This is a genomic window from Clostridium sp. HCS.1 (genome assembly GCF_047900555.1).
Lineage (GTDB): Bacteria > Bacillota > Clostridia > Clostridiales > Clostridiaceae > Clostridium.
Map to the genome: position 1 here is coordinate 2,115,785 of NZ_CP170704.1, position 26,768 is coordinate 2,142,552.

Genomic DNA, 26,768 nt, shown 5'->3' on the forward strand with positions numbered 1-26,768 from the left:
TTTTTTATTATAAAATATTATAGTGTTTGTTCTCTTTTAAATGTCTAACGTATTCAAAAAGACAGTATCTGAACTTTAAAGTATAAAACTCTTCTACTGCCTTTATTAACTATTTAATTATTAATATTTTTAGTATCTTCATTTTTATGACTTTGGTCTATCTCGTCCCTATACTTGATTTTATACTCTTCATTTAATAATCCAAGTTTACTAAAAGCATAAATTATAAGTGATAAAATCATACCAACTACAGCTGCAAGTACCATTCCACTAACACTTACTGCTCCAATTGTAACTGTAGCTCCACATGTTCCAACTAAAAATGTAATTGCACCTAAAGCTAAATTATAGTTCTTAGCATAGTCAACTTGTTGCTCAACTAACATTCTTATACCAGATATAATAATTACACCATACAAGTATAAAGTCATTCCACCCATAACTGCTGAAGGAATAGTTTGAATAACAACTGATATCTTTCCAATAAGAGAAAATATAATTGCAAGTATAGCAGCACCTCTAATAACCCATACAGAGAATACTTTTGTTATAGCCATAACCCCAATGTTTTCACCATAACTTGTATTTGGAGGTGAACCAACTAATCCAGACATAAGGTTGCTAAGACCTTCTGCTAAGAAAGATCTGTGTAATCCTGGATCTTTAATAACATTTTTCCCTATAACATTTCCAGTAACCATTAAGTCTCCAATATGCTCAGCTATTACAACTAAGCAAGCAGGCGCAATAATGAGCATTGCATTAATATCAAATTTTGGTGCAGTAAATGTAGGTAGCTTAAACCATGGAGCAGCTGCTATAACTGAAAAATCCACCATCCCCATAAAGCATGAAAAAATATATCCAGCAACTACTGCAATAAGAATAGGTATTACTTGTATAAAACCTCTAAATAATAAAGACCCAATAACTGCTACACCTAAAGTAAACATTGCTACTATAATTACATCTGCACTTTTTCCACCAAGTAAACCAGCTTGTTCTGCAGCAACAGGTCCAAGCTCAATACCTATAGTTGCAATAACTGCACCTACAACTGGTGGCGGAAGTGCTATGTCTAGCCATCTAGTACCAACAGATCTAATTATAAGGGATAATACAAGATATAGTATCCCTAGAAAAAGGAATCCACTTTGAGCATATGAATAATCACCATACTGCTCAATTACTAGTAATACTGGAGAAATAAATGCAAAACTTGATCCAAGATACATTGGAATTTTTCCTTTTGTAATATAGGAGTATAACATTGTTCCTATACCATTCATAAGTAATGCAATGGCTGGATCTACTCCAAAAAGAATTGGGACAAGAATAGTGGCACCAAACATTGCAGTTAAGTGTTGAAAACTCAATGGTAATGTTTGGAGTAAAGGTAATTTTTCGTCTACACCAATAGTACGTCTCATTAATTCACTCTCCTTCATATATTATAAAAATTTTATTTACCTTTTATTTAATGCCCTATATACTTTGTCTGCAGTAAATGGAAGTTCATATATTTCTACTCCTGTTGCATCAGCTATTGCATTTCCTATTACAGATGTAATTGAAATCATAGGATGCTCTGCACAACCTCTAGCTCCATATGGGCCATCAAGCTGTGGTGTTTCTACAAAATGAAGTTCTATCTTTCCTGGTAAGTCTTGCATTGTAGGAATCTTATAGTCTACAAAATTTCTTGTGAGTAGCCTGCCTTTATTATCATAAATCATACCTTCACATAAAGCTGTTCCTAATCCTTGTATTACTCCTCCTACTACTTGTCCTTCTAAAAGCATTTTATTCATAACATGTCCTACATCAAAGGCAGATGCTATTTTTAATATCTCTATATCACCTGTATTTTTATCTACTTCTAACTCAATTCCATGAGCTCCAAAAGTCCAATCTAAAGCTGGTCTTCCTTGCCCTGTTTCTTGATCTAAGAATGTTAATCCTTGAGCTATACTCTTTCCTCTTCCTATTAATGGACCTCCAATTGAATTGCCATTTGAATAAACATATCCTATAGCTATCTTATTATAAGGAAGTCTATTTTCTGGGTGTTGTTTTACATATACACATTCTTCACCTATTGCTAATTCGTGTTTTGCAGCATGAAGAACTATTGATGCTAATTCATAAATCTGTTCTACTAAATCATCACAAGCTTCTATAATTGCGTTACCTGCAAGAACTGTCATACGACTTGCAACAGTCTGCCAATCATAAGGTGCTGTATCTGTATTTGTTTCATTAACTACATGGATTTTTTCTAAAGGAACATGAAGTCTCTCTGCTATAATTTGAGCTAAAACTGTATAGGTTCCTTGTCCATAGTCAATACCCCCAACATTAAATTTAACTGAACCATCTTCATTCATCTGAATTAAGGCAGATGATGCAGACCAAGAAGGCATTGCTGGAGCTTTATGAAGAACTGCTATTCCTTTTCCTTTATATTTTCCTGTCTTCATTTCATTAGCTTTTTCTTCTTCAGTCTTTTCTGTTCCCCATCCTATACTATCTTTAACAATTCTTAAACATTCTTGAACATTTCCTGTATTTTCAGTTATTATTTCACCAGTAATAGTCTTAGAACCAGACTTTAATAAATTCTTCATTCTAAATTCGAATGAATCCATATTTAAAGCTTTAGCTGTTAATTCTCTTTGTCTTTCTACTGCCCAAAAGAACTCTGCATGCCCGAAACCTCTATATGCTGTTCCAAAAATATGATTAGTATATATTGTATATGAATCTACAAATATATTATCTATTTCATATGGACCTGCTGCAGAATACCCAGAAGCTCTTCCAATATTTACTCCATAATCTGCATAAGCACCTGCGTCCCATAAATATTCAATTTTCTCTGCTACTATTTTACCATCTTTCTTCACACCAGTTTTAATTTTTGCTACCAAGCCTTGTCTACATGGTAGTGTAGAAGTTTCTTCTTCTCTTGTAGGACAAAGTTTAACTGGCTTACCATTTGCAGCTTTAGAAAGTAAAACCACTAGTGGTTCTAAATGAATACCTGCTTTCCCACCAAAGCCTCCACCTACATATGGAACTATAACCTCTATGTCTTGCTTTGGAATTTCTAAAGCAACACTCATTAAATCTCTTATAGCAAATGGTGCTTGTGCACTACTCCATACTTTAATTTTATTTCCTACTGACCATTTCCCTATTACATTATGAGTTTCCATAGGAACATGAAGCACTTGCGGTTGGGTAAATGTATTTTCTACAATTATATCTGCTTCCTCAAATCCTTTTTCAGGATCTCCTTTTCTTATTTTAAAAAGGTTAGCTATATTTGTACCTATTACAGGACTAAATACATTTTCCATCCATTTATTACTTGATATATCCTCATGAACCAAAGGTGATTCTTCTTTTAAAGCTTCTTCAACATCTTGTACTACGGGTAACTCTTCATAAACTACATCAATAAGCTCTATAGCCTTTTCTGCAATTTCAATATCAATAGCTGCTACTGCTGCTACTGCCTCTCCGTAATATCTAACTTTATCACATGCTAATATAGGTCTATCTATCATGTATATTCCAAGCTTTTGATAAGCATCTTTTCCTGTTAATACTGCTTTTACGCCAGGTAATGCTTTAGCTTTTGATATATCTATGCTTTTTATTAATGCATGTGCATATGGACTTGTTTTAACTTTGGCATATAGCATTCCTTGAAGTTTAATATCATGAACATATTTAGCCTCTCCAGTAACCTTTTCGATTCCATCTAATCTTGTTACTCCTTTGCCCACATAATCATAATTCAAAGCTATTCCCCCCTCATCAGAAATTTAAAATATATTATTAATTACTTATTCTTCTATTGCCTCTTCAACAGATTTTATAATAGCTTCATAACCAGTGCACCTGCAAAGATTTCCTTGCATAGCCTCTTTTATCTCTTCTCTATTTGGTTTTGGATTATTATTTAATAAAGCTCTTGCAGACATTATCATTCCTGGAGTACAGAAACCACATTGAAGACCATTATGCTTAATAAATGCTTCTTGAAGTTTTGAAAGATTGCCATTTTTAGCTTCCCCTTCAATTGTTTGAACATATCCTCCATCAGCTTCTAAGGCCATTACTAAACATGAATTAACAGCTTTACCATTAAGAATAACTGTACAAGCTCCGCATTCCCCTGCCCCACAACCTTCCTTAGTTCCTGTTAATTCCAATTCTTCTCTTAATAGCCAAAGTAAAGTTTTATTTGGCTCAACTTCTACAAAAACCTCTTCTCCATTTACATTTAGATGAATTTTCTCTTTCATTTTATCCCTCCGAACTTAACTCTTCTAAGATCTGATTTGATAAATATTTTGCCATATCAATTCTAAATTCTTTACTTGCTCTTTGATCACTTATTGGCTTTATTGAAGTCATAATTTTATCAACTATAACAGGAATATTATCTTTAAGATTATCCTTCTTTAATAGAGCAAAGTCTTCAATTATAACTGGTGTTGGTCCCGCAGCAGTTATGGAAACGTTTAACCAACTGTCATTTTTTAAGAACATAGAAACTCCTATTTGAGCTAAATCATGTCCTTTTATTCTTGACCTTCTTCTGTATTTCCCAACGCCTTCTATACTTGGGAAAATAATTTTGCTAACCAATTCATTTTCCTTTAATACTGTTCTTTTAACTCCTACAAAGAAATCTTTCAAAGGTACTATTCTCACACCATTTTTAGATAAGATTTCCAATTTACCTTCAAGAACAATAGAAGGTCCAAGCATATCTCCACCTGGTGAAGCATTGCATATATTACCTAAGAGTGTAGCTCTATTCCTAAGTAAACTATTAGCTAATGTTTTAGCAGCCTGAATTAATATTCCATACTTTTCATTAATAATGTCTGAATGGATTATTTCATTTAAAGAAACTGCTGCTCCTATTTCTAATCCTTTATCTTCTGTATATCTTATTTCTTGTAACTCTTGTATATTCTTAATATCCATTAAATAATTACAGTTTATTAATCTATCCTTTAGTGCAATAATAAGATCTGTACCACCAGCTAATATTTTTAAGTTCTTGCCATAACCATCTAAGAGTTCTAAAGCTTCTTTTATACTTTCTGGTCTCAAGTACTGAAGTTCTTGCAATTTAATCCCTCCATTACATTTAATTTTTAAAAGCTCCTATTATACTAACTTTTATTTATATTGTAGTACAATAGAAGCTTCGTCTTAATATATTCTATTCTATAGGTTTAAAAATGAAACCATAACAATCCCTACCAACAGTTTCTTTTATTACTCCAACTGTTGTATTTAATTTCATACCTATTTCAAGGTCTTCAGAGTCAATTTGTCCAGTAGCAGTTAATCCATTATCAAATTTAACTATTCCAAAAGCTAGATAAGGTTTCATATAACCTTCTGGAAGATTATACACTCTTGTATAAGTTAATAATGTTACTTCTCCCCCTAGTTCAACTTCTTCAAATTCTCTAGCACCACATTTTCTACATACATAATGCTTTGGATGATGAAGTTCACCACAAGCTGTACATTTATAAGCATACATCTTTTCACTCATCTTCTAATCCTCCACCTTTGTTAATATTGTTGAAACTACATTATTTCCAAAGCCACCAAAGTTAACTGCAAGTCCTACTTTAGCTCCCTCAACTTGTCTTCCTGTTGCTTCGCCTCTTAATTGTTTTACTAATTCAACAACTTGAGATACCCCTGTTGCTCCTAATGGATGCCCTTTAGCCTTTAATCCACCAGAAGTATTTATTGGAATTTTACCTCCAACTTTTGTTTCTCCATTACGTGCAGCAATGTGTCCTTGTCCTCTTTCAAAAAATCCTACTTCTTCTGATTCAACTACTTCCAGAATTTGAAATGCATCATGTAATTCAGCTACATCTACATCCTCTGGTTTAACCCCTGCCATTTCATAAGCTTTTTTTGCAGAAAGTCTTACTGCTAATAAATCAGTAGGAACTTTTCTTTCAGCTACTACGTGTGTATCTGTAGCTTGACCTATACCTGCTATCTTAACAGGTTTTTTATTAAATCTATCAGCTACGTCCATAGCACATAAAAGTACAGCTGCTGCACCATCTGATACTGGGCATACATGATATAGTCTTAATGGTTCTGCAACATAAGGATTTATTACATCAGCATCTTCGTCATCAGCAATGGCATATAAACTTGGAACTACGTGAATATGTGCTACTGGATTATGAACTGCATGTTCATGATTTTTAACAGATACAATTGATAAATCCTTTTCGGTAATACCATATTTATCCATACACAATTTAGTAAACATTCCTGCAAATGAAGGAAGAGTTAGTCCATAATTGTATTCTGCTTCTGGGTGTAACATAGTTGCAACGAAATCTGTACCTTCCCATCCACTTATTACTCTCATCATTTCTCCACCAACAACTAAAACTGCATCACACATACCACTAGCAATTGCCATATAACCAAGTTTTATTGCAGATCCACCTGATGCTGGGCCATTTTCTACTGTATCAGCCATTGCAGGTCTTAGATTTAAAGTATCAACTAAAGCAGATGCAACACCACTTACTCTATTTACCATTCCTGCACCCATAGATGCAACAAAAACTTGATCTATTCCATGATTTTCTCCAGTTTTAACACCAGCATCATCTAAAGCTTCTACTGCAGCTTTACTAAGCATGTCTATAAATGTCCCTCCAGACCATTTACCAAACTTAGTATGTCCGATGCCTACTATACCTACTTCGCGCATCTTCTGTACCCTGGTTTTTGAGAATAAGTTTCTGGAAGGATAGGATTTAATGAAGTTGCAAGTAATTCTTCTTTAACTGGACGTCTTCCTGTGCATTTAGATTTTTTATGCTTTTCCCATAATGCCTTAGTTAAAACGTAAGTTGGAACTCCACCTAATTCATGCCATATTTCTGGTCTTGATTCTAATTCATATTCTATCATCCATCTCTTAAATCCATTTGGACTTTCTGCAACTATCCAAACTTCTTCTTGATTTAAATAATCAAAATGGTATTCCATTTTAGCTGCAAATAATTGAGCACCTATTCTTAAGCCTTGTTTTAAAGTGATTGTGTGATAAGACATTCCTGATTTTTCATCTATCATACGTCCATTAACTATACCAACTATTAGTCCATCTATAGTTCCTATTAAGCAATATTCATCCTTAACTCTATATTTGTAGTAACCTAATAATTCAGAATAAAATCTTGAAGCAACTATATCATAAAAATCTTTTTCTACATCCATTAAAGGTTGTATAGCCTCTAATATTAGAGGCACTTCTTCTCTCTTTATTTGGCGTATAACCATTTTTTCTCCAGTAGCTAATGTTATATATTTAGCTGGATATTCTGGCATATTACTTTCAGCAGGTCTTAAGGTTTGTTCCATTTTATCTATTATCATAACTTAACATCCTCTCAAAATTATTTTTTTATTTTTATTTAGTATCAAATGCAACTATACGAGATATACAAGATTCTCCACCTTCAAATCTCCAAGGGAAACATCCAATTATTAATCTTCTGCCAAGGACCTTATCTATATCTCCACCAAGATTTTCAGCATGAATTATATCAACTGGGAATAAATCATAGTGCATAAATTGGTAATCATCTTCTGGGAAGAAATCATCTAATCCTTTTCCATATTTAGATTTTAAGAATTTATCAGCTTTTCTAGCTTCTTTTGGACACCATTCACGAATCTTTGTATTCATTGGATGATCTGCAGAACCGCAGTCAACACCTATCCATTTAAATTCCATTTCTTTACACCATTCAGCAAATTCTCTTGTAGGACCTGGATGTCTTACCATAACTCTTTCTTCGTCAGCCTCTGGTTCATCCCATCCATATTTGTGATAACCTGTATTTATTATAAGGATATCTCCTTTTCTAACATCTGCTCTATCCATAATGTCTTTTGATGTATAAATTCCATAATCTTCTGCTATATCAGAAAGGTCTACTACTACTCCTGGTCCAACTAATTCTTCTAGTGGAATACTTGCTATATCTCTTCCATGAGTACAGAAATGTAGAGAACCATCTAAGTGAGTTCCAACGTGGTTTGAATGTGTCAATACTTGTCCATTAGCTCCATTTGAAGATAATCTTTTGAAAAATTTAATTTCTAATGGCTCATAAGTTGGCCAAGGTGGTGTTAAATGGCTAAGTTTTTGAGTTAAATCATACATTTTTACATTGCTAAAAGCCTCAATAATGTTCATTTAAAATCCTCCATTCAATTTATATATATTTATTTATAAATGCATTTAATGCATCTTCAAAACATTTTGTAGGTGGGTGAACTATACCAGCTCCCACTTGTCCAACTCCTGCTCTATTACATGCTATACCAGTATTTATTACTGGTAATATTGCTGTTTCAATTACTTTTCTTATGTCTATTCCAGTAGGTGCACCTCTAAAGTTTAAGTTCGGTAATTTATAAGCATTATTTTCTGCAAGAGTTATTTCATACATACTATTTGTATAATTTATAGCATCTTTAGGTGTTCCTCCAACAAATTGAACAATTGCTGGTGCTGTTGCCATTGAAAAACCACCTATTCCTGCTGTTTCTGTAATAGAACTATCTCCTATATCTGGATTTGCATCTTTTTCATCAAAGCCAGGGAAGTAAAGTCCTTGAACTAATTCACAAGGGGCTGTAAACCACTCTTTTGAGGTTCCACTTACTCTTATTCCAAAATCAGTACCATTTCTAGACATTGTATATACTACTGTGCTATACTCAATATCTTCTAATGGATCTAAACTACATTTACATGCAGGCATTGAAATATTTAAAAAGAAATGATCATTTTTATCTATAAAGGATAAAACATCTGATTTTATTTCATCCGAGAAACTTGTCTTAACTACATATGGTGCTAACTCTCTAAATATTAGTGATGTACCAGCTTTATTTCTGTTATGACCTTCATCACCCATTTGAACTATTTGTCCAATGATAGCTTTTAAATCTATAGGCCCTCTAATATTCATTGTTTCTTTAATGACAGGAGCTAATGTGCTTTCAATCCACTTAAGTCTATCTATAACTTCATCACTAAAGGCACCAAATCTTAATACTTTTCCTAATCCTTCATTAAATGTGCAATAAGCATAATTCCCAAAAGCTTTATTTTGCAGTTTCCATACTGGCATTGAATAAGTAACAACTCCAGCCATTGGGCCAACTGTATTATGATGATGGCATGGTGCAAAAATTATTTCTCCTGATGCGGCTAAATTTCTTGCCTCTTCTTCCTTAGAAGCTAAGCCTTCATATAAAAGCCCTCCTATTATTGCACCTCTTAAAGGCTCACTCATTCTATCCCAAGTAATTGGTGGCCCTGCATGAAGTATAGTGTTCTTTGTCATACCTGGAATATCATCCCCTGCTTTTCCTACTCCTAATATCACAGGCTGAGCTGATAATAATCTTTCTATAGCTTCTTTGTTAGCTGCTTCTATCTTTATTTTTATATCCTCATCTTCTAATTGATCTAGCTTTTTACTTGATTCACTTGGTGGCCTCCAATTTACATGGATTGATTCTACCTTTTGTTCTTTTAAATCATTATGAAAAGCTTCTAACCCAAGATTTACAACTTTTAAATCATTTTCAAATAATTTATTTATTAAAGACATACCGCACCTCCTAACCCTTTATCGCTTTAAGAAGCTTTGCAGTAAGTCGTACTGCTTGTGCATTTGATGGCATAAGAATAACACCTGCTGCTTCTAGCTTTTCTTTTTGTTCTCTATAACTTTGTGGATCTTTATCAGTTCCACAAATATAAGCTATTATAGATAAATATTTATTTTCACTTTCAAATTTCTTTTTTGCTTCAATAATATATGGTAACATCTCTCCAGCTGGGTCCATATTAGATCCATATCCTATTACAAAATCCATAAGTATAACTGCAACTTCTTCATCTAAAGCTTCATTAGGTAATCTTTCAACTCTTCCTATTGGATCAATCATTGGGTGTGGTCTTCCAACAGTAAAATCATCATCACCTAAATCTATACAAGTATGCTCTTCGCTCTTATGAATATCCTTCAATTTAAACTCTGGTGATAAAGGTATATTAGAATATATTGAAAAACCTTCTTTACCAAGTAGTTTCATAGCTTCATCCGCTAATGTTCCACCAGTATATAATGCTCTTAAATACTTTTGTGATGGATGTAGTTTAGAGGCTTCCTTTTCTACTATTTCATTTATATCATTATCTGACATCTCAAAGCCTTCATAATCTTGTGGTTCAATACCTTTTGATAAATTATAGGCTTTATGAGCTGCATCTTCTAAACTTATACATGCATATGCTCCACTTTTTTCTATTTGACTTCTATCTCCACCTATAAAATTAACTACAACTGGTTTGCTAGTAGCCTTTACCATTTCAAGAATCTTTTCAGCAACTTCCTTTGCAGGAGGTTTAGAAATTAAAACTATTACATCAGTTGCATTATCATCTATTAGTGCTTTAAAGCCTTCAAGCATCATTATTCCGCCTACTTCACTCTTTAAATCCCTACCACCAGTACCTATAACTTGTGATAAGCCTCCACCTAATTTGTCAATAAGTACAGTTACTTCTTGAGTTCCTGTTCCAGAGGCCCCAACAATTCCTATATTTCCTCTTCTAACTACATTTGCAAAGCATAAAGGAATTCCATTAATTATTGCAGTACCACAGTCTGGGCCCATAACTAAAAGGCCCTTATCTCTTCCTAATTTCTTTAATTCAATTTCTTCTTCTACAGTTATATTGTCGCTGAAAAGCATTACATTAAGTCCTTTATTTAAGGCCTTCTTTGCTTCATAAGCTGCATACTTTCCTGGTAGTGATATAACTGCCATATTTGCATCCTTCATATGGTTAATTGCTGCAGTTAAAGTTTTAACTTCTATTTCAGTTTCTTCTTCTTTTTGTTTTGAATTTAATAATTCATTTACTCTATCTACAATTTTTTCTAGACCATCATTATCTTCTGAATATGCTGAAATAAAGAAATCATTAGGTGTTAATATTCTTATTTCATCATTAGATAGGTTTAAGTTTTCTGCTAATTCTTTATTCAATTCTGTTGCCATTCCAACGATTACTTCTTTAACACCATCCATTTTCTTAACTTCTTTTGTAATAAGCATTAGCGCTACTGAATCGTAGTACACGTTTTTTCTAATATCTACACATAGATTCATTTCCAATTCCCCCTATATCTAATATCAGTAAAAATGGCAAATCCTATATATATTCCAAATGCCATATCACTTCCTGAAGTTTCTCCAAAGGAAATAACCCTTTTCAAATCATTGGTTATGCTTACATCATCATCCTCCGATAATAATGTAGTCATCAACTGTTTAATCCCCTTACTTATTGCACCTTTTGCTGAATTTATAAGCATTTCACTACTTACCTTTGTAGTTTTATTTATTGATTTTGCAATTAATTTATTATTAAACTTATATATATTTTTAATATCTAAGTTGTAATAATCGCCTAAATAAATAATTGAAATCATTAGTCCACTTATTAAATCATCTATAGATGGTGTTAATCCAAAGCCAAATCCAATTATGTTACTTGCATAATCTTGAATATTAGCAATATCATAGCTTATAATAGCTTTTAAAAAGTCTATAAATTTGTTTTTTATAAATAGATAACTTTTATCATTGTTTTTTAAACTTAATCCATTACTTAATTTTCCTATATCTATTATCCTTAATTTATAAACTAAATCATTTGCAATGCAATTTTTAATATCATCTAGTAACGGATAAAAGAAGTCTAATTTTCCATATTCAAATAAAATGTCTTTCATCTTAATTAAGTTTTTCAAAATAACCTCTTCTTCAATATAGTTTTCTAATCTTTCAATCTTTGGATCATAGACTTTTGCATTTTTTAATTCAACTTTAAAAGTAAAATTACTACAAATAATAAACTCATCAGTAAATACAAATTTATTATTACTATTTATTTTAAGCTTTTTGAAATCAAAGCCCACTGGATTATCTATAACTATACTCATAGGAGCTATTATCTTATCTTTTGTTAAAATTGTTATTAGTTTTTCTTTATATTCCATGTTGCAAGCATTATTAAATATTGAATGAATTTTAGATATAATAGTAGTGTTGCTTTTAACGTATTCTAATAAATCTTTACTTATAAATAATGCTTCCAAGAAACCTCATCCTTTTCCCCTGTAATTCTCTTACAATTTATTATACTTATATAATTCTATTATTATTAAATAAATCTTTTGTGTAATATTAATAAACCTAAAACTTTTCTTTTGTAAACATTTACCAAACAGAAAAAGTACCTATAGGCAATTTACTATTTGCCTATAAGTACTTTTAAGCTATATCTATAATATCTAGTATTTTCAAAGCTATTTGTAAGTTTAATCTATTATCACCATCTTCTATATTTAACCCAGTAATTGCTTCAATTTTATTAATTCTATACACTATAGTATTGTAATGCATATACATTCTTTCAGAAATTTTCTTCATATTCCCATTAAATTTAAAATATTGTTTTAATGTCTTTACTAACTCTGATTCATATTCCTTATCATACTCTATTAATGGCATAATAGTATCTTTACAAAAGTCAATTAGTTCCCCTTTTAATTCATCATGGGCTAATATTCTGTAAATACCTAAATCATCATAATGAATTATTGATTCAGTAGTACTTTTACTTAAATGCTCAACAATAAGCTTGGCTTGATCATAACTTTTATACAATTGTGATATATCAATATAGCATCTCCCAATGCCAACTATTATTTCCATAGAAGTAATCTTTTTTACTGCTTCAGAATAGATCCTTTTACATAAATTCAACGTATCTTCTTTAATTTTAACAGCATTATAACTTTTAGCACTTCCATATAAAAGTATAATTCTATCTCCACGTTCTACATATATAATATTATTTTTACAAGACTTAATAATTCTATTTACAATAAACATTAAATTGTTTATTTCTTCTTGATAACTATGTTTAATTTCTTCATTCCATGCTTTTAACATTATTTCTATAATACAATATTTATTACTAATATTGAAATTATAATTTTTAGATTTTTCAATAGCTCTTTTTAATCTAATTTCGTCCTGACTTAGTAAATCATCAAAAAACTCTAGTTTATACTTACTTTCCATACTATGCATAGAAATTCTCTTTGAAAATTCCAGCATTATTATATTAATATAAAGATCAATAATCATTTTTTGTAATGTATTTATATCACTATTATCAGTCCATATAAAGACATTGCCATATTCCATTTTATTAATAATTAAAGGAATAGTAATTCTTCCAATATTTTTCCCATTTATAATATCTATACTCTCACAACAACTCTTTTCGCAATAGTTATTGCTACTAATAAATTCATATACTATTTTTTCAATTTCACTTTTTTCTATATTATCATTACAAATAATTTCACATCTATCATTTATATTTTCATATATAGCTAAAGTATTACCTATATTATTATATAGATTTGTTGCAATATCATTTAAGTTGCCACCATTTATAACAATCTCCATAGCTTCTTTATTATATCTTTCAATTTCTAATAACAGAATAGTTTGCTCACTTATAACTTGAGTTAAAATTGATGAAATTATATCTGTATGAGACACAGATATTGGGACCTCTATAATTGGAAAGTTAAGTTTATTTGCTAATTTAAAAATATTATCTGATAATTCTTTTACATATCTACCTACCTTAATTCCTAGCCCTGCAACCCCCTTCTCTTTTAATCTTGGAATTAATTCTTCTAATATTTGCACATTATCCTTTATAGAATAAGCAGTAGTAATTAAGAATTCTCCTTTGCTTACCCAATCAATAATATCTGGTACCTCCATTACATTTACTTTAGTAATCTTATTTTTTAATCCTTTGTTTCCAGCAAGTACCTTTGATCCCTTTAATATCTCAAGTGTTAATAACTTTTCTATGGATATTCCAATATTAGTTTTCATAAAAAACTCCTTTATTAAAGATTAGGTAATGTTTTAATTTATATTTTTATTAATAAACTTTTCTTTTTTTACTTTCTGTCATCATTTATACATATATGATTTTATTTCTATAATTCAATAAACATACTTATTTTTCCTTCTATTATAATCTTGATTTTAGATTATTTTTGTTATTAATTTTATGTTAGCATTTGTTTCTTATAAATTTATTATCATTTACGAGTATTTTATTTAAGAAGTTTATTTATAAAAATTTAAAAAACACTTAGAAAAAACTAAGTGCTTTTTAAATTTTTATATTAATTTTTGATTAAATACATTATCTAAATTAACTTTGCTAATTCTTTGCTTTATTTCCTCTTTATCTTTAGTGTATAGACCTAAATCTTTCATTCTCTTAAAGTATTCAGCTCCTGCAAAGGTATATCTATTTTTTCTTCCCTCTCTACTTTCAGCTTTTTCATTGGCATATGAAATTATATCTCCTATTGCAATTGATGAAGGTAATATTAATAATGGTATTCCCATAGCTAATCTTACAGCATTATGACCTGCTAATGAACCAGTAACTATTGCTTCAGTATGGCCAACAAATAATCCAGATTTTTCACCTGCACAAAATAGATTATCTACTCCCTTTACCTTTAAATCATTAGTTCTTGGTGCTACTGATAAATATCGTATTGAATTTCCTTTACTTCCTGCATATGGATCAACATATTTTGCATTTTCAAGGCCTTTAATTTTTCTAAGCTTCTTTAGTGGATAATAGGTAGTCATTAGCTTAGCATGTCCAGTATCTAATAAAATTATATTTTCTGCAAATTCCTTTAAAGCATATTGCTGGCATACCTTAGCATTAAGCTTATCATAATTTATATCTTCCTTTGGAACTTCTAATATAACGCATCCTGTTCTATCTAACTCTTCAACAATTTCTTTTGATAAACTTTCTTTAGCTAATTTACAAGAACCTGAAATTGCTCCTAATGTATCTACGTCTCTTTCTCCATGTATATCTGAAACACCGCATCTTTCACTTATGCTTAATCTTGGACCAAAGGCTGGACATCTTAAAATACACATTGAACATCCATTTCCGTATCTTAAGCAATTTCCCATTGGACCTGTAGTTCCTGTTGTTTCAATAAATACATCACCCTCTTCATAGCTACCATCACTAAGGTATATTCCTTTAATTTTACTACCTTCTAAATTAACATCAGTAACTCTACTTTCTATATGAATATTTATGCCCATTTCTTCTAAATACTTACTTATTTTACCTTCAATTAAATTCACATCATATAATGTAGCATGCTTATGACCTGGAAATTCTATATCTTTATGTCTTGCAGTATTATCAACAATATCTATTAAATCTCCAGCACCAAGATTTATTAATTCCTCAGATGCTGTCCATCTTCCGTTATTTCTCATTATGCCTCCAACATTTCCAAGTCCCAATAATAAATCAGTTTTTTCATATAAATGGACTTCAGCTCCTGCTTTCTTTGCTGTTATTGCAGATGCACAACCAGCCCATCCTCCCCCAACAATAATAACCTTTGTCATATAAATCTTCTCCCTTCAAATACCTTTCTTGGATCTGTTTGAACTTTGCAAAATCTTTTTACTCTATGTCCTGAAAATCTAGCAGTACAACTTCCACATATTCCTTCTCCACAACACATTTTTATATTGTTACAGCATGAAAGCTTTATATCTTCTCTATTTATACTATTTAAATACTCTATTAGTTTTACACTTAATATGTCTGCTCCTGCAATATGAACATATTTAATATCCTTTTCAGATAAGAGATTTTTAATTATGACTTTTGCTTCATCACTAATTTCCCCTTTATCTATTAAAATTTCATTAATGATTTCAACATTATAATCTTTCAAATACTCTTTTACATAATTATCTTTATAAGGTGATTTATCTAGGATTAATATTATTTTATTATTATTTTGATATAAATTTCTAATAACAGGAATCATTGGAGCCATTCCTATTCCCCTTGCTAGTACTAATACATTGTTATTTATTTGAGTTTTTAAATTTTTTAATCCAAATACTCCATTCCAATAAGGTCCTCTTATTGTTAATATGCTATCTTCCTTTACGTTTAATAAATTTTTTGTTTTTATTCCTCTTATTTCTATCATTATAGAAACAATATTTTTTTCTATATCAGACTCTAATATAGATATAGGAACATCAAAATATATATTATTTTCATCTGGTCTAATAAATATAAAACTGCCTGCTTTTACTAAATCTATTGCTAACTTGTGAGGGACTTCAAACTTAATTAATAATATATCTTTTTCATAAAGTTCTGTTTCTTTAACTAAACAATTATATGTTTTTCTTCCTTCTTTAGCTTTAGAACCATTGTTAATAAATTCGTGATATATGCAAACCCCCTTCCAGTTTAAACAATCACAAAAACAACTTCCCTGCAATTGTGAACAAACTATACATTCACCTGCTTCAGCTAACTTACACGGACAAAATTCTGTACCTGAATCAATACATTCTACAATTTCCCTCATTATTTTATATCTCTCCAAAGATTTCTTATACAATATTAGATTATTTATTATAATTTATTTTGTTACAATCTTAAAAATAAAAAGTAGAGACTATGTAGCCTCTACTTTTCACCAATTATTATTTTTTCTAATTCCTCTTTACTTATATTTATATTACTTATTAAAGGAAATTTGCTTTTTTCATATAGCTTCTCTTTAATGGATATTTTCCCAATTATATGTCCTTCTTCTACATCTATTATCGGTTTAAAAACTTCCACTTCTATAACATCACTTTCTTTATATCCATAAGTTAAATCCTCTTCATTTATTATTTTACCTAAACCCGCAAGTTTTTCTTCATCTAATATTTTTTTATTATTCTTATTGATAAACTCATTACTTTTTATAACATAATTATATATTTTTTCTGTAACATTCCATCTATCAACACAGTTTAATACAACTATTATTATATTCTTGCCGTTATAATTTATAGACGAAACTAAACATTTGCCAGCACCACCTGTGTATCCAGTCTTTACTCCGTTAGCACCTGGTATTTTATATAATATTTTATTAATGTTTTGATAATCTCTAGTAAAATTATACTTATCCTTATATATTACCTTTTCTCCGACACATTCTCTAAAAATATCATATTCCATTGCTTTTGATGTTAAAATTGCTAAATCATATGCAGAAGAATAATGTTTTGGACTATCTAGACCATGTGGAGATTCAAAATGTGAATCTATTATTCCTACGCTTTTAGCAAAATCGTTCATAATATTAGAAAATCCTTCTATTGATCCTCCAATATCTTCTGCAATAGCTATAGCTGCATCATTACCAGATCTAAACATCAATCCAAATAATAATTCTCTCATAGTTATTTCTTCACCTGCTACATATCCTACTGTTGAACCCCTAATAGATGAAGCATTTTTACTTATGGTTACTTTTCTTTCTAAATTGCCATAATTTATTGCTATAAGGGCAGTTAAAATTTTAGTAGTACTTGCCATCGGTACTATTTCATATCCATTTTGATTCCATAATACTTCATTAGTTTCAGCATCTATTGCAATAGCATTTCTAGCAGATACCTTTAAAGGAGAATTAATATTAACTTCATCTAAAGATATATCTATAGAGTTTTCTTCAAGTATATCAATAGATTCGTTATCATTGTCAATATTATCATCAGTAACAGCTTTAACTGAATATATATCCCATGTAAATGTCAATAATACTAATAAAATAGTTGCTAAAAATTTTTTTATATTTTTCATATTATCACCTTCTATACTACCATCTAAAAATAGTTTGTTCTAAAAGATAATTTTTAAACATAATTTTAAAATTTTCTAAATAAGATAATTTTAAAATTCAATGAAAGGATTTAATAATGAAGTTAATTATCATACTTATTATTATATTAATAATATTGTTTTTACCTTTACCTATAAAAATAAAATTAGAGTATTTAGATAAAAACTTAATCATAAAACTATATAAATATCCTCTATTTTCATCTAAAAACGGAGTTGAAAATAAATATTTAAAAAAACTATTGAAAAAGAAGCCTAAAATTAAAACTAACAAAATAAAAGCAAAAAGAAAATTTACTAGAAAACTTTCATTTAAAAATTTATATAGAAATTTTTCTAAAAATAAATTAAAGCCTAAAATTAAAATTAAAGCTTCACTTTCTTATGGAATAGATGATGCTGCAATTTCTGCTATATTATATGGGCTCCTTTGTAATATACCTATTATTTTATATTTATTCTTAAGTATAATCTTTAAAGTTAAGGATTTATCTTTTGATATTGATCCTAAATTTAATTCAACTTTATTAACTTTTGGAATTACTAGTATATTTTACTTTAATATTGCTAATATTATATGTATATTATTCTTATTAATTAAAAGTAAAGAAAATAAGGAGGTGGCTCCCAATTTAGGGAGAAAAATATGACAAATCAACATCCTGTTGAAAGTTTAATGAAAAGTACAATGGAAAATTTAAAAGAAATGATAGATGTTAATACTGTTATTGGTGATGCAATAGAAACAAAAGACGGAAGCTATATAATTCCAATATCAAAAGTAACCTTTGGATTTGTTTCTGGTGGAAGTGAATTTGGGAATGTATGCATTGGTCCTGGAGATAATATGTCAAATCATCCTTTTGGAGGTGGCTCCGGCGCTGGAATTACCGTTAAGCCAGTAGCTTTCTTAGTTTTAAGAAAAGATGTTGTAAGAATATTACCTGTAGAACAAAATAATACATATGATAGAATAGTAGATTCTATCCCTCAAATTATAGATACCATAAAAGGTTTCTTTAATGAAGATAAGTCTACTAAAAATAAATGTGAAGAAGAATCACCTATAGACAATTGTGATTCTTCCTCAAGCAACTTATATTAATTTATGTAAGATATATTTTAGAAGTCTAAAATATATCTTACATCTCTTTTATAATTTCACTCATATTCTCTATAATATCTTCATCTTTATTATCATATAAATCTAATGAAGGTAATTCATTTAATTCCTTTAATCCAAATTGTCTTAAAAATTCATCTGTTGTTCCAAACAAAATTGGTCTTCCAGGAACTTCCAATCTACCAACTTCTTTAATTAAGTCTTTTTCTAAAAGTCTATGTAGAGCACTTTCAGATTTAACTCCTCTTATTTCATCTATATCAACCCTTGTTATTGGCTGCTTATAAGCTATTATAGCTAAACTTTCTAAAGAAGCTTGAGATAATGATTGTCTTTTATTTTTTCTTAATAGTTTTTGTATATAATCACTATTTTCAGCCTTAGTTACTAATTGAAATTCTCCATTTATAGAAATTAATTTTATTCCTCTTCTTTCTTCTTCATAATCATTTTGCATTTCATCTAATATCCCTTTAACTATTTTAGGTGAAACCTCTAAGGTATTGCTTAAATCCCTTATAGTTAATGGCTCACCACTAACAAATAGAAGTGATTCGATTGAAGACTTTAACATAGGCTTTGATGATATTTCTTCAAACTCATATTGTGCTGCTTCTATACTACTCATTTCCTATTCTCCTTTCCATTAAAATGTCATCAAAATTATTGTCCTGGTATACTTTAAGCATTCTAAGCTTTATTAATTCTAATAATGCTAAGAAAATTACAACTGCCTCTAACTTGCACTCACTTTCTTTTATAATTTCTCTAAATTTAACTATCTTATTGTTATTAAACTTTATCATTAAGTCATTCATTTTATCTTCAATCTTATATTTATCAACATATATCTTTCTTTGAATTACATTTTCTTTATTTTGCTTCTTAATATAGTTTTCAATTAAATTATTATAAATATTATATAAATCTAGTAAAGTTATATTTTTAAAAATATCTTCTTCTTTATTTGCAATATTAACTTCTTTTATTATTTCAGGCTTTTTAGTATATATCTCTCCTGAACTAACAAATTTATCTCTTAAGAATAAAGCTGCTCCTTTTATCTTTTTATATTCTATAAGTCTATACATAAGATTTTTTTCTATATCTTCTTCATTTTCCTCTTCATTTTTTATAACTGGTAAAAGTTTTTTAGATTTAATTTCAATCAAAGTTGCAGCTACCACTATAAATTCTGATGTTATATCAAGATCCATAATCTTCATATCATCTAAATATCTTAAATATTGATTTGTTATCTTATATATCTCAATATTATATATATCCATTTCATTTTTCTTAATTAAATGTAGCAATAAATCAAAGGGTCCTTCAAAATTTGCTACTTTAATTTTGGGCATTTCCATATTATTCATCCGCCTTTAATAATGTATTTCCTTAGAATATAATATCAAGTTTATTTATAAAGAACAACCTTTTTAAAACAAGAAAAAAAGGATTCCTTAAAGAATCCTATTATATGCCTTTTCTAAACATATTTTTCATATTAAATTTAAAGTTTTCAAAAACGCCACCTAATTTAACATCTCTATCAGAATATAAATCTACTTCTCCGATTTTATTTTCTCCAGAATATGCTTCACATTTTCCTACGATTTCTCCTTCTTTATATTCCTTTTTAAGATTATCCATTACTATCTTTTTACTTATTTCATTTTTATCCCCTTTTTCAATAATAGCAATTAAATCATCTTTGGCTTTTGCAATAAAAAATTTATCTGTATTTTTGCTTAAATATATGTTTTCAACATCTTCATCTTTTACTAATATCTTTTTGCCTTCAAATTTAGAAAAACCATAATTTAAAAGCATTCCAGCATCTCTATTTCTTATTTTATAGGTTGGTGCCCCCATAATAACTGAAAGCATTCTAACACCATTTCTTGTTGCTGTAGTAGAAATGCAATACTTAGCTTCTGATGTATATCCAGTTTTTAATCCATCACATCCTTCAAAAAATCTTACTAGCTTATTATGATTAACTAATTCTATTGGAGATGATCTTCCTTCAGAAATTGTTTCCATATAAGTTCCTGTGTATTTTAATATAGTTGGATGTTTAAGAAGTTCTAATGACATAAGGGAAATATCTCTTGCAGTAGATAAGTGCCCCTCTTTCGGTAATCCATTGCAATTTTTAAATGTAGTATTTTTCATGCCAAGTTCTTCAGCTCTTTTGTTCATTAATTCTACAAATGCATCTTCTGTTCCGGCTAAATATTCTGCTAAAGCAACTGCTGCATCATTACCGGATGCAATGGCAACCCCCTTTAATAACTCTTCAACGGTTCTTACTTCTCCAGTGTCTAGAAGCATAGTGCTTCCCCCCATTTTTTTTGCATTTTCGCTACAGGTTACCTTATCACTTAAAGAAATCTTACCACTATCTATTGCCTCCATAGTCAATAACATTGTCATTATTTTTGTTACTGATGCTGGTGCAAATTTTTCATCTGAATTTTTTTCATATAATATTTTACCAGAAATAGGCTCAATTAATAATGCAGATTTTGCATCTACATTTATACCTTCTTCGCTAAAGGTTTCAGTATTCCATTCCTCATATGTTTCAATTTCATTTCCCTCTGATTTAACTAAGGCATCAACTGGTATAATATTTAAAATAAATAAGCTTAAAGAAAGTACAATAATTTTTTTCATTTTGTTTTTATACATTTTATTTCCTCCTTTCAAGCTTATTATTACCAATAAAAATAAAAATATGATAAAAAGAATAAATCTTCTTATCATATTTTTATATCACTATTATTCTACTATTCCATATATTAAAGGTAGTTTTTCTGTGCTTTTTTCACTTATAACTATATTATTTAAAATATTATTTTTAGTCTTTTCTATATTATTTTTATCATTACTATGAATATATGCTAATATATCTCCTGCTTTAACTTCATCATCTCTTTTTTTATTAAGAACAATTCCAACAGCAAGATCTATTTCACTTTCTTTTGTTTCTCTACCAGCCCCTAATTCCATAGCAATTAATCCAAATGCTTCAGCATTAATTTTTGTTATTACTCCACTATTATTAGCTCTTACTTCTTCAATATATTTAGCTTTTGGTAATTTTTCAGTATCATCAACAAAGGATGGATCTCCTCCTTGTGCCTTGATAAATTCCTTTAATTTTTCTATTCCTTTTCCATTATTTATATTTTCTAATAATAAAGCCTTCCCTTCTTCAAAAGTCTTTGCTTTATTACCACAAATAAGCATATAACTTCCTAAAGTTAATGTTAATTCTAATAAATCCTTTGGTCCATTTCCCTTTAATAGTTCAATAGCTTCCTTTACCTCTAGGGCATTTCCAATAGCATATCCTAAAGGTTGATCCATATCAGATATAACTCCTATAGTTTTTCTACCAACTGATGTTCCAATGTCAACCATTTCTCTTGCAAGAGCTTTTGCATCTTCAGGAGTTTTCATAAATGCTCCATCTCCTACCTTTACATCTAAAACTATGGCATCAGCACCTGAAGCTATTTTCTTACTCATAATACTTGAAGCTATTAAAGACATATTATCTACAGTTGCAGTAACATCTCTTAAGGCATATAATTTTTTATCAGCAGGTGCTATATTTCCTGTTTGACCTGTTATGGCTATTCCAATTTTATTAGAATTATTAATAAACTCTTCTTCTGTAAGCTCTACAGAAAAACCATTAAAAGACTCTAATTTATCAATAGTACCTCCAGTATGTCCTAAACCTCTTCCTGACATTTTTGATACTGGTACCCCTAATGAAGCAACTAAAGGTGTAAGACAAATACTAGTCTTATCTCCAACACCACCTGTTGAATGCTTATCTACTTTCACTCCATTTATTGAAGATAAATCTATTACCTCTCCCGAATTAACCATTGCCATAGTTAAATCTGCCGTTTCCTTCTTATTCATCTTATTAAAAAATATTGCCATAAGTAATGCAGAAGCTTGATAATCTGGAATTTCTCCATTTGTAAACCCCTGCACGAAAAAATTAATTTCTTCCTTAGTTAATTCTTGACCTTTTCTTTTTTTTAGAATAATGTCATACATTCTCATTAGAATATGTCCTCCTATTATTTACGCAAGTTATTCAAAAGTTTATTATATAAATATAATTATATATATTATAATAGCATAAAAAATCTCTATAAGCCTTTTTTCTTTATATGTTATAGAACTAATAAAATTTATCTACTCCTTTCAATAGCAAAAACATAGAATTATAAATTATTTACTAGTATTATGCTCTAGGATGGGAGTTTTTATATACTATATTGATTTTATCATTATTTATTATTTCATAATATGTGTCCATATAAGTTAATACTTGATTTCCTAAAAGTTTTTGTACTGCTCTGACATTTGCACCATTTTGTAATAAATGAACAGCAAATGAATGTCTAAAGGTATTTAAATTAACTTCTTTTTTAATTCCAGCCTTATGCGAATATTCTTTTACTATTCTCCATACACCTTGTCTTGTTAATTGATTTCCATTTAAATTAACAAATAAATTATCTACACCTTCACAAGCCACTCTATCTCTTATACTAAGATACTCTTTTAAGGCTATTACTGCACTTCTACCTATTGGTATTAATCTTTCAAAGTGCTTGTTATCTATACATTTCACGAAATTCAATTCTAAATTAACATCAAAAACTTTAATGTTAATTATTTCAGAAACCTTCATGCCTGTTGCATACATAAGCTCTAACAAAGCATTGTCTCTTATCCCCTTATTAGAATCTTTATCTACAATTCTAATTATTCTGTCTACCTCTTCAATAGTTAAAATTTCTGGTAGTTTTCTTGTTGTTGAGGTATTTTTATAATAAATCTTAGGAATTTCTCTAACCACTTCTTGATCTTTTAAATAGTTATAAAAGCTTCTTAAGCTTATTACTATTCTATTAATAGATCTCTCTGATTTTCCTTGACTTAGTAAATGTTGAATGTATCCAAGCACTGATACGTTATCAGTTTCATCTATATTAATTTCTTTGCTATTTAAATATTTCACATATAAATTAACATCAGTTACATATGCATAAACAGTATTTTCACTTTTATGGCTCTTTAATAAAGCTTCCTTATAATTATTCACAATTTCTTTCATATTAATCCCCTATCCTAATATATTATTTATTCGACAAAAAATTCTTAATCCCTTCTTTATTTTCATTGGCTTAAGTTAATTTATAAACATTAGTAACCACTAGTCTTATCAATCCTGGGCTTAAATAACACTCAATTAAAACTCCTACTATAAATAATATAAAAAAGAACGATAATTTCATAAATAGTCCACTATATATCTCCTTACTAAACCTTACTCCACCAAAAAACTTTTCTTTAACCTTAGCTGATGAAAGTTCTAATGAAATTATACTTATTCCAACAAAAAAAGGTATATAAAGTAAATTTTGTGGAACAGTTGAAATTAATGCTATCCAAATGCCTTTTCCATCGAAGGTAGTTAATAAAAAACTAAAAGTATATCCTAAAGTAAATCCTTTTACTAAATCAATGATTAAAATTAAAGGAGCTCCAAAAATTGTGAACCCAAGTGCTATTATAAGTAATATAGTTAATATGTTATTTTTAAAAATGCTAATAAGTAATTCATTAGTTTTAATTTCTTGATTTACAATACTTTTAATAAATCCTGTAAAATAATCAGATAAATCCTTTGCATCTACTCCATCCATATATTTTATGGTATATGCACCTAGTAATATTCCAACAAAGAAAAATGTTAATACCAATAAATAAAAAATTTTATTTTCCTTAAAATTAGAATTCATTTTTTCAATTATATTCATAATACTCCCCCTAATAAGTTGCTATAAATCATAATATGATAATTACTTCTTTATTATTCATAATTGAATATATGTAAATAAAAAAAGTATTATAAAGATAAAATTAAAAAGCTATGTTAAATTGATTAATTAATCAATTTAACATAGCTTTTCACAATAAATTTATAAATAAGTAAAAATACTTATTGTTTTGCCATCAATTATGTCACCTTTTTTTATCATTTCTTTTACCTTATTAATATTCATTATTTTTACATTAGTAAATTCATCTTCATCTTCATCTTTATCACCTAAGGTTAAATCAGTTGCTTTATATAAGTATATTATTTCATCACAAAAGCCTGGTGCAGTAGCTATGCTTCCTAAATATTCTAAGTTTTTTGCTATATATCCTGTTTCCTCTTGTAATTCCCTTCTTGCACATTCCATAGTTTCTTCATTTTTATTAATCTTCCCAGCAGGAATTTCTAACATTATTCGATTTAAAGCTAATCTAAATTGTTCTACTAAGATTATATTTTCTTCATCTAAGAAAGCAATTATTGCAGTTGCCCCTGGATGCTTAACTACATCTCTTGAAACTTTATTACCATCAGGCAATACTACATCAACATTTACTATATCTAAAAAGCTTCCTTTATATATTGGTTTTTCAATAATTATTTTTTCTTTTAAATCCATATTTTCTCCTTTAATTATTACTATCATAAATTTATCTTATATATAGTATATCATAGTAATTAATATAAATAAAAATTTAAAAATTAAAACCCTCCAATTCAACTGATATCTAAAATCATCTGAATGAAGGATTTAATATACTATCATTTAAAAATTTATCTGCTAAAATAAAATTTTTAAACTTATTTTTATAATATTTATAATTGTAAACTTTTCTTTTTTAAAATCCAATAATTAATTTAGCTTACTTTATTCTTAAGTCTTAGCTTATCAGCAATGATTGCAATGAATTCACTATTAGTTGGTTTACCCTTTTCATTGTGGATAGTGTATCCAAATAGTCTATTAATAGCATCAACTTGTCCTCTACCCCAAGCTACTTCAATTGCATGTCTAATTGCTCTTTCTACTCTTGAAGCAGTTGTATTGTACTTCTTAGCTATTGAAGGATATAACTCCTTAGTTACAGCTGATAATAACTCCATATCATTAACTACCATAGTAATAGCTTCTCTTAAATACATATATCCCTTTATATGTGCAGGCACTCCTATTTCGTGAATTATGTTTGTTATTTCTGTTTCTAAGTCTATTGGTCCTTTTGACATTGGCTTATTTTCAGTTTCTAATATAGTGTTTGTTGGTTTTCTTACAATATCATTTGAAGAACCATTAAATAATTCTCTAATTCTCTTTGTAAATACATCCATATCAAAAGGCTTAACAACATAATAATCTGCACCAAGAGTTATTGCTTTTTGAGTTATTTTGTCTTGGCCTACCGCAGAAAGTACAATTATTCTTGGCATTTTTTCTAAATTCATAGAATTTAATTTTTCTAGAACTCCTAAACCATCTAAGTGTGGCATAATAATATCTAACACCACTAAGTCTGGTTGTTTTTCTTCAATTAAAGCTAAAGCTTCCCTTCCATCTTTAGCAACTGCAGTAACTATTATGTCTCTTTGATTTAACAAATAGTCATTTAATATACTGCAAAATTCTTTGTTATCATCAGCTATTAAAACTGAAATTTTAGAGTCATTCATACTTTTCTCCCCCATCTTCCCGTATACTCCACATTAAATGAGTAAATAATAGTTCTTTTCATTTTTATCTT

25 protein-coding genes are annotated in these 26,768 nt (G+C 29.1%); 2 read left to right on the plus strand and 23 right to left on the minus strand.

The annotated features are described in order from the left end of the window. Positions 1-113 precede the first annotated feature (113 nt). From uraA to ACFYH6_RS10090, 15 genes are all read right to left on the minus strand, one after another. The gene (uraA, locus tag ACFYH6_RS10020; RefSeq protein WP_316343454.1) at positions 114-1,430 is read right to left on the minus strand and encodes a uracil permease; all 1,317 of its coding nucleotides are present in this window, start codon (positions 1,428-1,430) and stop codon (positions 114-116) included. 36 nt (positions 1,431-1,466) lie between these two features. Then, the gene (locus ACFYH6_RS10025; RefSeq protein ID WP_416178532.1) at positions 1,467-3,809 is read right to left on the minus strand and encodes a xanthine dehydrogenase family protein molybdopterin-binding subunit; all 2,343 of its coding nucleotides are present in this window, start codon (positions 3,807-3,809) and stop codon (positions 1,467-1,469) included. Positions 3,810-3,854: 45 nt separating this feature from the next. Continuing rightward, positions 3,855-4,316 (minus strand): (2Fe-2S)-binding protein, encoded by a 462-nt coding sequence (locus ACFYH6_RS10030; RefSeq protein WP_416178533.1) that lies wholly within the window; start codon positions 4,314-4,316, stop codon positions 3,855-3,857. A gap of 1 nt (position 4,317) precedes the next feature. After that, positions 4,318-5,154, minus strand: a complete 837-nt coding sequence (locus ACFYH6_RS10035) for an FAD binding domain-containing protein (RefSeq protein ID WP_416178534.1) — start codon at positions 5,152-5,154, stop codon at positions 4,318-4,320. 94 nt (positions 5,155-5,248) lie between these two features. Continuing rightward, positions 5,249-5,590: a Zn-ribbon domain-containing OB-fold protein gene (locus ACFYH6_RS10040; protein ID WP_416178535.1), complete on the minus strand. Its 342-nt coding sequence runs from the start codon at positions 5,588-5,590 to the stop codon at positions 5,249-5,251. 3 nt (positions 5,591-5,593) lie between these two features. Then, the gene (locus ACFYH6_RS10045; protein WP_416178536.1) at positions 5,594-6,790 is read right to left on the minus strand and encodes a thiolase C-terminal domain-containing protein; all 1,197 of its coding nucleotides are present in this window, start codon (positions 6,788-6,790) and stop codon (positions 5,594-5,596) included. After that, positions 6,778-7,461, minus strand: coding sequence for a hypothetical protein (locus ACFYH6_RS10050; protein ID WP_416178537.1), 684 nt, complete (start codon positions 7,459-7,461; stop codon positions 6,778-6,780). Before ACFYH6_RS10050 ends, ACFYH6_RS10045 begins: the two co-directional genes overlap by 13 nt. Positions 7,462-7,495: 34 nt before the next feature. After that, complete coding sequence (locus tag ACFYH6_RS10055) at positions 7,496-8,287, minus strand: cyclase family protein (protein ID WP_416178538.1); 792 nt, start codon at positions 8,285-8,287, stop codon at positions 7,496-7,498. A gap of 19 nt (positions 8,288-8,306) precedes the next feature. Continuing rightward, positions 8,307-9,716, minus strand: coding sequence for a DUF1116 domain-containing protein (locus tag ACFYH6_RS10060; RefSeq protein WP_416178539.1), 1,410 nt, complete (start codon positions 9,714-9,716; stop codon positions 8,307-8,309). A 10-nt stretch (positions 9,717-9,726) separates the two neighbouring features. Then, positions 9,727-11,286 carry an acyl-CoA synthetase FdrA gene (gene fdrA / locus ACFYH6_RS10065; protein WP_416178540.1) on the minus strand — a complete coding sequence of 520 codons (1,560 nt, stop codon included), beginning with the start codon at positions 11,284-11,286 and terminating at the stop codon, positions 9,727-9,729. Further along, positions 11,283-12,278, minus strand: a complete 996-nt coding sequence (locus ACFYH6_RS10070; protein WP_416178541.1) for a DUF2877 domain-containing protein — start codon at positions 12,276-12,278, stop codon at positions 11,283-11,285. The genes fdrA and ACFYH6_RS10070 overlap by 4 nt, the downstream gene beginning before the upstream one ends. Before the next feature lie 175 nt (positions 12,279-12,453). Next, positions 12,454-14,106, minus strand: a complete 1,653-nt coding sequence (locus tag ACFYH6_RS10075) for a PucR family transcriptional regulator (protein WP_416178542.1) — start codon at positions 14,104-14,106, stop codon at positions 12,454-12,456. A 294-nt stretch (positions 14,107-14,400) separates the two neighbouring features. After that, complete coding sequence (locus ACFYH6_RS10080) at positions 14,401-15,681, minus strand: FAD-dependent oxidoreductase (RefSeq protein ID WP_416178543.1); 1,281 nt, start codon at positions 15,679-15,681, stop codon at positions 14,401-14,403. Continuing rightward, positions 15,678-16,670, minus strand: coding sequence for a sulfide/dihydroorotate dehydrogenase-like FAD/NAD-binding protein (locus ACFYH6_RS10085; RefSeq protein ID WP_416178544.1), 993 nt, complete (start codon positions 16,668-16,670; stop codon positions 15,678-15,680). Before ACFYH6_RS10085 ends, ACFYH6_RS10080 begins: the two co-directional genes overlap by 4 nt. A gap of 101 nt (positions 16,671-16,771) precedes the next feature. Then, complete coding sequence (locus ACFYH6_RS10090; RefSeq protein WP_416178624.1) at positions 16,772-17,803, minus strand: D-alanyl-D-alanine carboxypeptidase family protein; 1,032 nt, start codon at positions 17,801-17,803, stop codon at positions 16,772-16,774. 257 nt (positions 17,804-18,060) lie between these two features. On the opposite strand from ACFYH6_RS10090, the gene ACFYH6_RS10095 reads away from it, so the two are divergent. Together ACFYH6_RS10095 and ytfJ are read left to right on the plus strand one after the other, a co-directional pair. Then, positions 18,061-18,633 (plus strand): DUF2953 domain-containing protein, encoded by a 573-nt coding sequence (locus tag ACFYH6_RS10095; protein ID WP_416178545.1) that lies wholly within the window; start codon positions 18,061-18,063, stop codon positions 18,631-18,633. Next, positions 18,630-19,088, plus strand: a complete 459-nt coding sequence (ytfJ, locus tag ACFYH6_RS10100; RefSeq protein ID WP_316343440.1) for a GerW family sporulation protein — start codon at positions 18,630-18,632, stop codon at positions 19,086-19,088. Before ACFYH6_RS10095 ends, ytfJ begins: the two co-directional genes overlap by 4 nt. Positions 19,089-19,125: 37 nt before the next feature. On the opposite strand, the gene scpB is transcribed toward ytfJ, so the two are convergent. The 8 genes from scpB to spo0A all read right to left on the minus strand — a co-directional run bounded on the left by scpB (position 19,126) and on the right by spo0A (position 26,697). Beyond that, on the minus strand, positions 19,126-19,734 hold the full coding sequence (gene scpB / locus ACFYH6_RS10105; protein WP_316343439.1) for an SMC-Scp complex subunit ScpB: 609 nt from the start codon (positions 19,732-19,734) through the stop codon (positions 19,126-19,128). After that, positions 19,727-20,473, minus strand: a complete 747-nt coding sequence (locus tag ACFYH6_RS10110) for a segregation/condensation protein A (protein ID WP_316343438.1) — start codon at positions 20,471-20,473, stop codon at positions 19,727-19,729. The genes scpB and ACFYH6_RS10110 overlap by 8 nt, the downstream gene beginning before the upstream one ends. A 109-nt stretch (positions 20,474-20,582) precedes the next feature. Beyond that, the gene (locus tag ACFYH6_RS10115) at positions 20,583-21,803 is read right to left on the minus strand and encodes a D-alanyl-D-alanine carboxypeptidase family protein (protein WP_416178546.1); all 1,221 of its coding nucleotides are present in this window, start codon (positions 21,801-21,803) and stop codon (positions 20,583-20,585) included. Between the two features lie 90 nt (positions 21,804-21,893). Further along, positions 21,894-23,198, minus strand: a complete 1,305-nt coding sequence (locus ACFYH6_RS10120) for a pyrimidine-nucleoside phosphorylase (RefSeq protein WP_416178547.1) — start codon at positions 23,196-23,198, stop codon at positions 21,894-21,896. Between the two features lie 184 nt (positions 23,199-23,382). After that, positions 23,383-24,261, minus strand: coding sequence for a tyrosine-type recombinase/integrase (locus ACFYH6_RS10125; RefSeq protein WP_316345541.1), 879 nt, complete (start codon positions 24,259-24,261; stop codon positions 23,383-23,385). 70 nt (positions 24,262-24,331) lie between these two features. Then, complete coding sequence (gene spoIIM / locus ACFYH6_RS10130; protein WP_316345540.1) at positions 24,332-24,967, minus strand: stage II sporulation protein M; 636 nt, start codon at positions 24,965-24,967, stop codon at positions 24,332-24,334. 162 nt (positions 24,968-25,129) lie between these two features. Beyond that, complete coding sequence (locus tag ACFYH6_RS10135) at positions 25,130-25,648, minus strand: NUDIX domain-containing protein (protein WP_416178548.1); 519 nt, start codon at positions 25,646-25,648, stop codon at positions 25,130-25,132. A gap of 239 nt (positions 25,649-25,887) precedes the next feature. Further along, complete coding sequence (gene spo0A / locus ACFYH6_RS10140) at positions 25,888-26,697, minus strand: sporulation transcription factor Spo0A (protein WP_291708217.1); 810 nt, start codon at positions 26,695-26,697, stop codon at positions 25,888-25,890. Between the last annotated feature and the right edge of the window lie 71 nt (positions 26,698-26,768).

Excerpts from the sequence above, each read along its gene's own strand:
- uraA (WP_316343454.1), bottom strand. The coding sequence starts at position 1,430 with ATGAGACGTACTATTGGTGTAGACGAAAAATTACCTTTACTCCAAACA.
- ACFYH6_RS10030 (WP_416178533.1), bottom strand. The coding sequence starts at position 4,316 with ATGAAAGAGAAAATTCATCTAAATGTAAATGGAGAAGAGGTTTTTGTA.
- ACFYH6_RS10040 (WP_416178535.1), bottom strand. The coding sequence starts at position 5,590 with ATGAGTGAAAAGATGTATGCTTATAAATGTACAGCTTGTGGTGAACTT.
- ACFYH6_RS10045 (WP_416178536.1), bottom strand. The coding sequence starts at position 6,790 with ATGCGCGAAGTAGGTATAGTAGGCATCGGACATACTAAGTTTGGTAAA.
- ACFYH6_RS10050 (WP_416178537.1), bottom strand. The coding sequence starts at position 7,461 with ATGATAATAGATAAAATGGAACAAACCTTAAGACCTGCTGAAAGTAAT.
- ACFYH6_RS10055 (WP_416178538.1), bottom strand. The coding sequence starts at position 8,287 with ATGAACATTATTGAGGCTTTTAGCAATGTAAAAATGTATGATTTAACT.
- ACFYH6_RS10060 (WP_416178539.1), bottom strand. The coding sequence starts at position 9,716 with ATGTCTTTAATAAATAAATTATTTGAAAATGATTTAAAAGTTGTAAAT.
- fdrA (WP_416178540.1), bottom strand. The coding sequence starts at position 11,286 with ATGAATCTATGTGTAGATATTAGAAAAAACGTGTACTACGATTCAGTA.
- ACFYH6_RS10075 (WP_416178542.1), bottom strand. The coding sequence starts at position 14,106 with ATGAAAACTAATATTGGAATATCCATAGAAAAGTTATTAACACTTGAG.
- ACFYH6_RS10080 (WP_416178543.1), bottom strand. The coding sequence starts at position 15,681 with ATGACAAAGGTTATTATTGTTGGGGGAGGATGGGCTGGTTGTGCATCT.
- ACFYH6_RS10085 (WP_416178544.1), bottom strand. The coding sequence starts at position 16,670 with ATGAGGGAAATTGTAGAATGTATTGATTCAGGTACAGAATTTTGTCCG.
- ACFYH6_RS10095 (WP_416178545.1), top strand. The coding sequence starts at position 18,061 with ATGAAGTTAATTATCATACTTATTATTATATTAATAATATTGTTTTTA.
- ytfJ (WP_316343440.1), top strand. The coding sequence starts at position 18,630 with ATGACAAATCAACATCCTGTTGAAAGTTTAATGAAAAGTACAATGGAA.
- scpB (WP_316343439.1), bottom strand. The coding sequence starts at position 19,734 with ATGAGTAGTATAGAAGCAGCACAATATGAGTTTGAAGAAATATCATCA.
- ACFYH6_RS10110 (WP_316343438.1), bottom strand. The coding sequence starts at position 20,473 with ATGGAAATGCCCAAAATTAAAGTAGCAAATTTTGAAGGACCCTTTGAT.
- ACFYH6_RS10115 (WP_416178546.1), bottom strand. The coding sequence starts at position 21,803 with ATGTATAAAAACAAAATGAAAAAAATTATTGTACTTTCTTTAAGCTTA.
- ACFYH6_RS10120 (WP_416178547.1), bottom strand. The coding sequence starts at position 23,198 with ATGAGAATGTATGACATTATTCTAAAAAAAAGAAAAGGTCAAGAATTA.
- ACFYH6_RS10125 (WP_316345541.1), bottom strand. The coding sequence starts at position 24,261 with ATGAAAGAAATTGTGAATAATTATAAGGAAGCTTTATTAAAGAGCCAT.
- spoIIM (WP_316345540.1), bottom strand. The coding sequence starts at position 24,967 with ATGAATATAATTGAAAAAATGAATTCTAATTTTAAGGAAAATAAAATT.
- ACFYH6_RS10135 (WP_416178548.1), bottom strand. The coding sequence starts at position 25,648 with ATGGATTTAAAAGAAAAAATAATTATTGAAAAACCAATATATAAAGGA.
- spo0A (WP_291708217.1), bottom strand. The coding sequence starts at position 26,697 with ATGAATGACTCTAAAATTTCAGTTTTAATAGCTGATGATAACAAAGAA.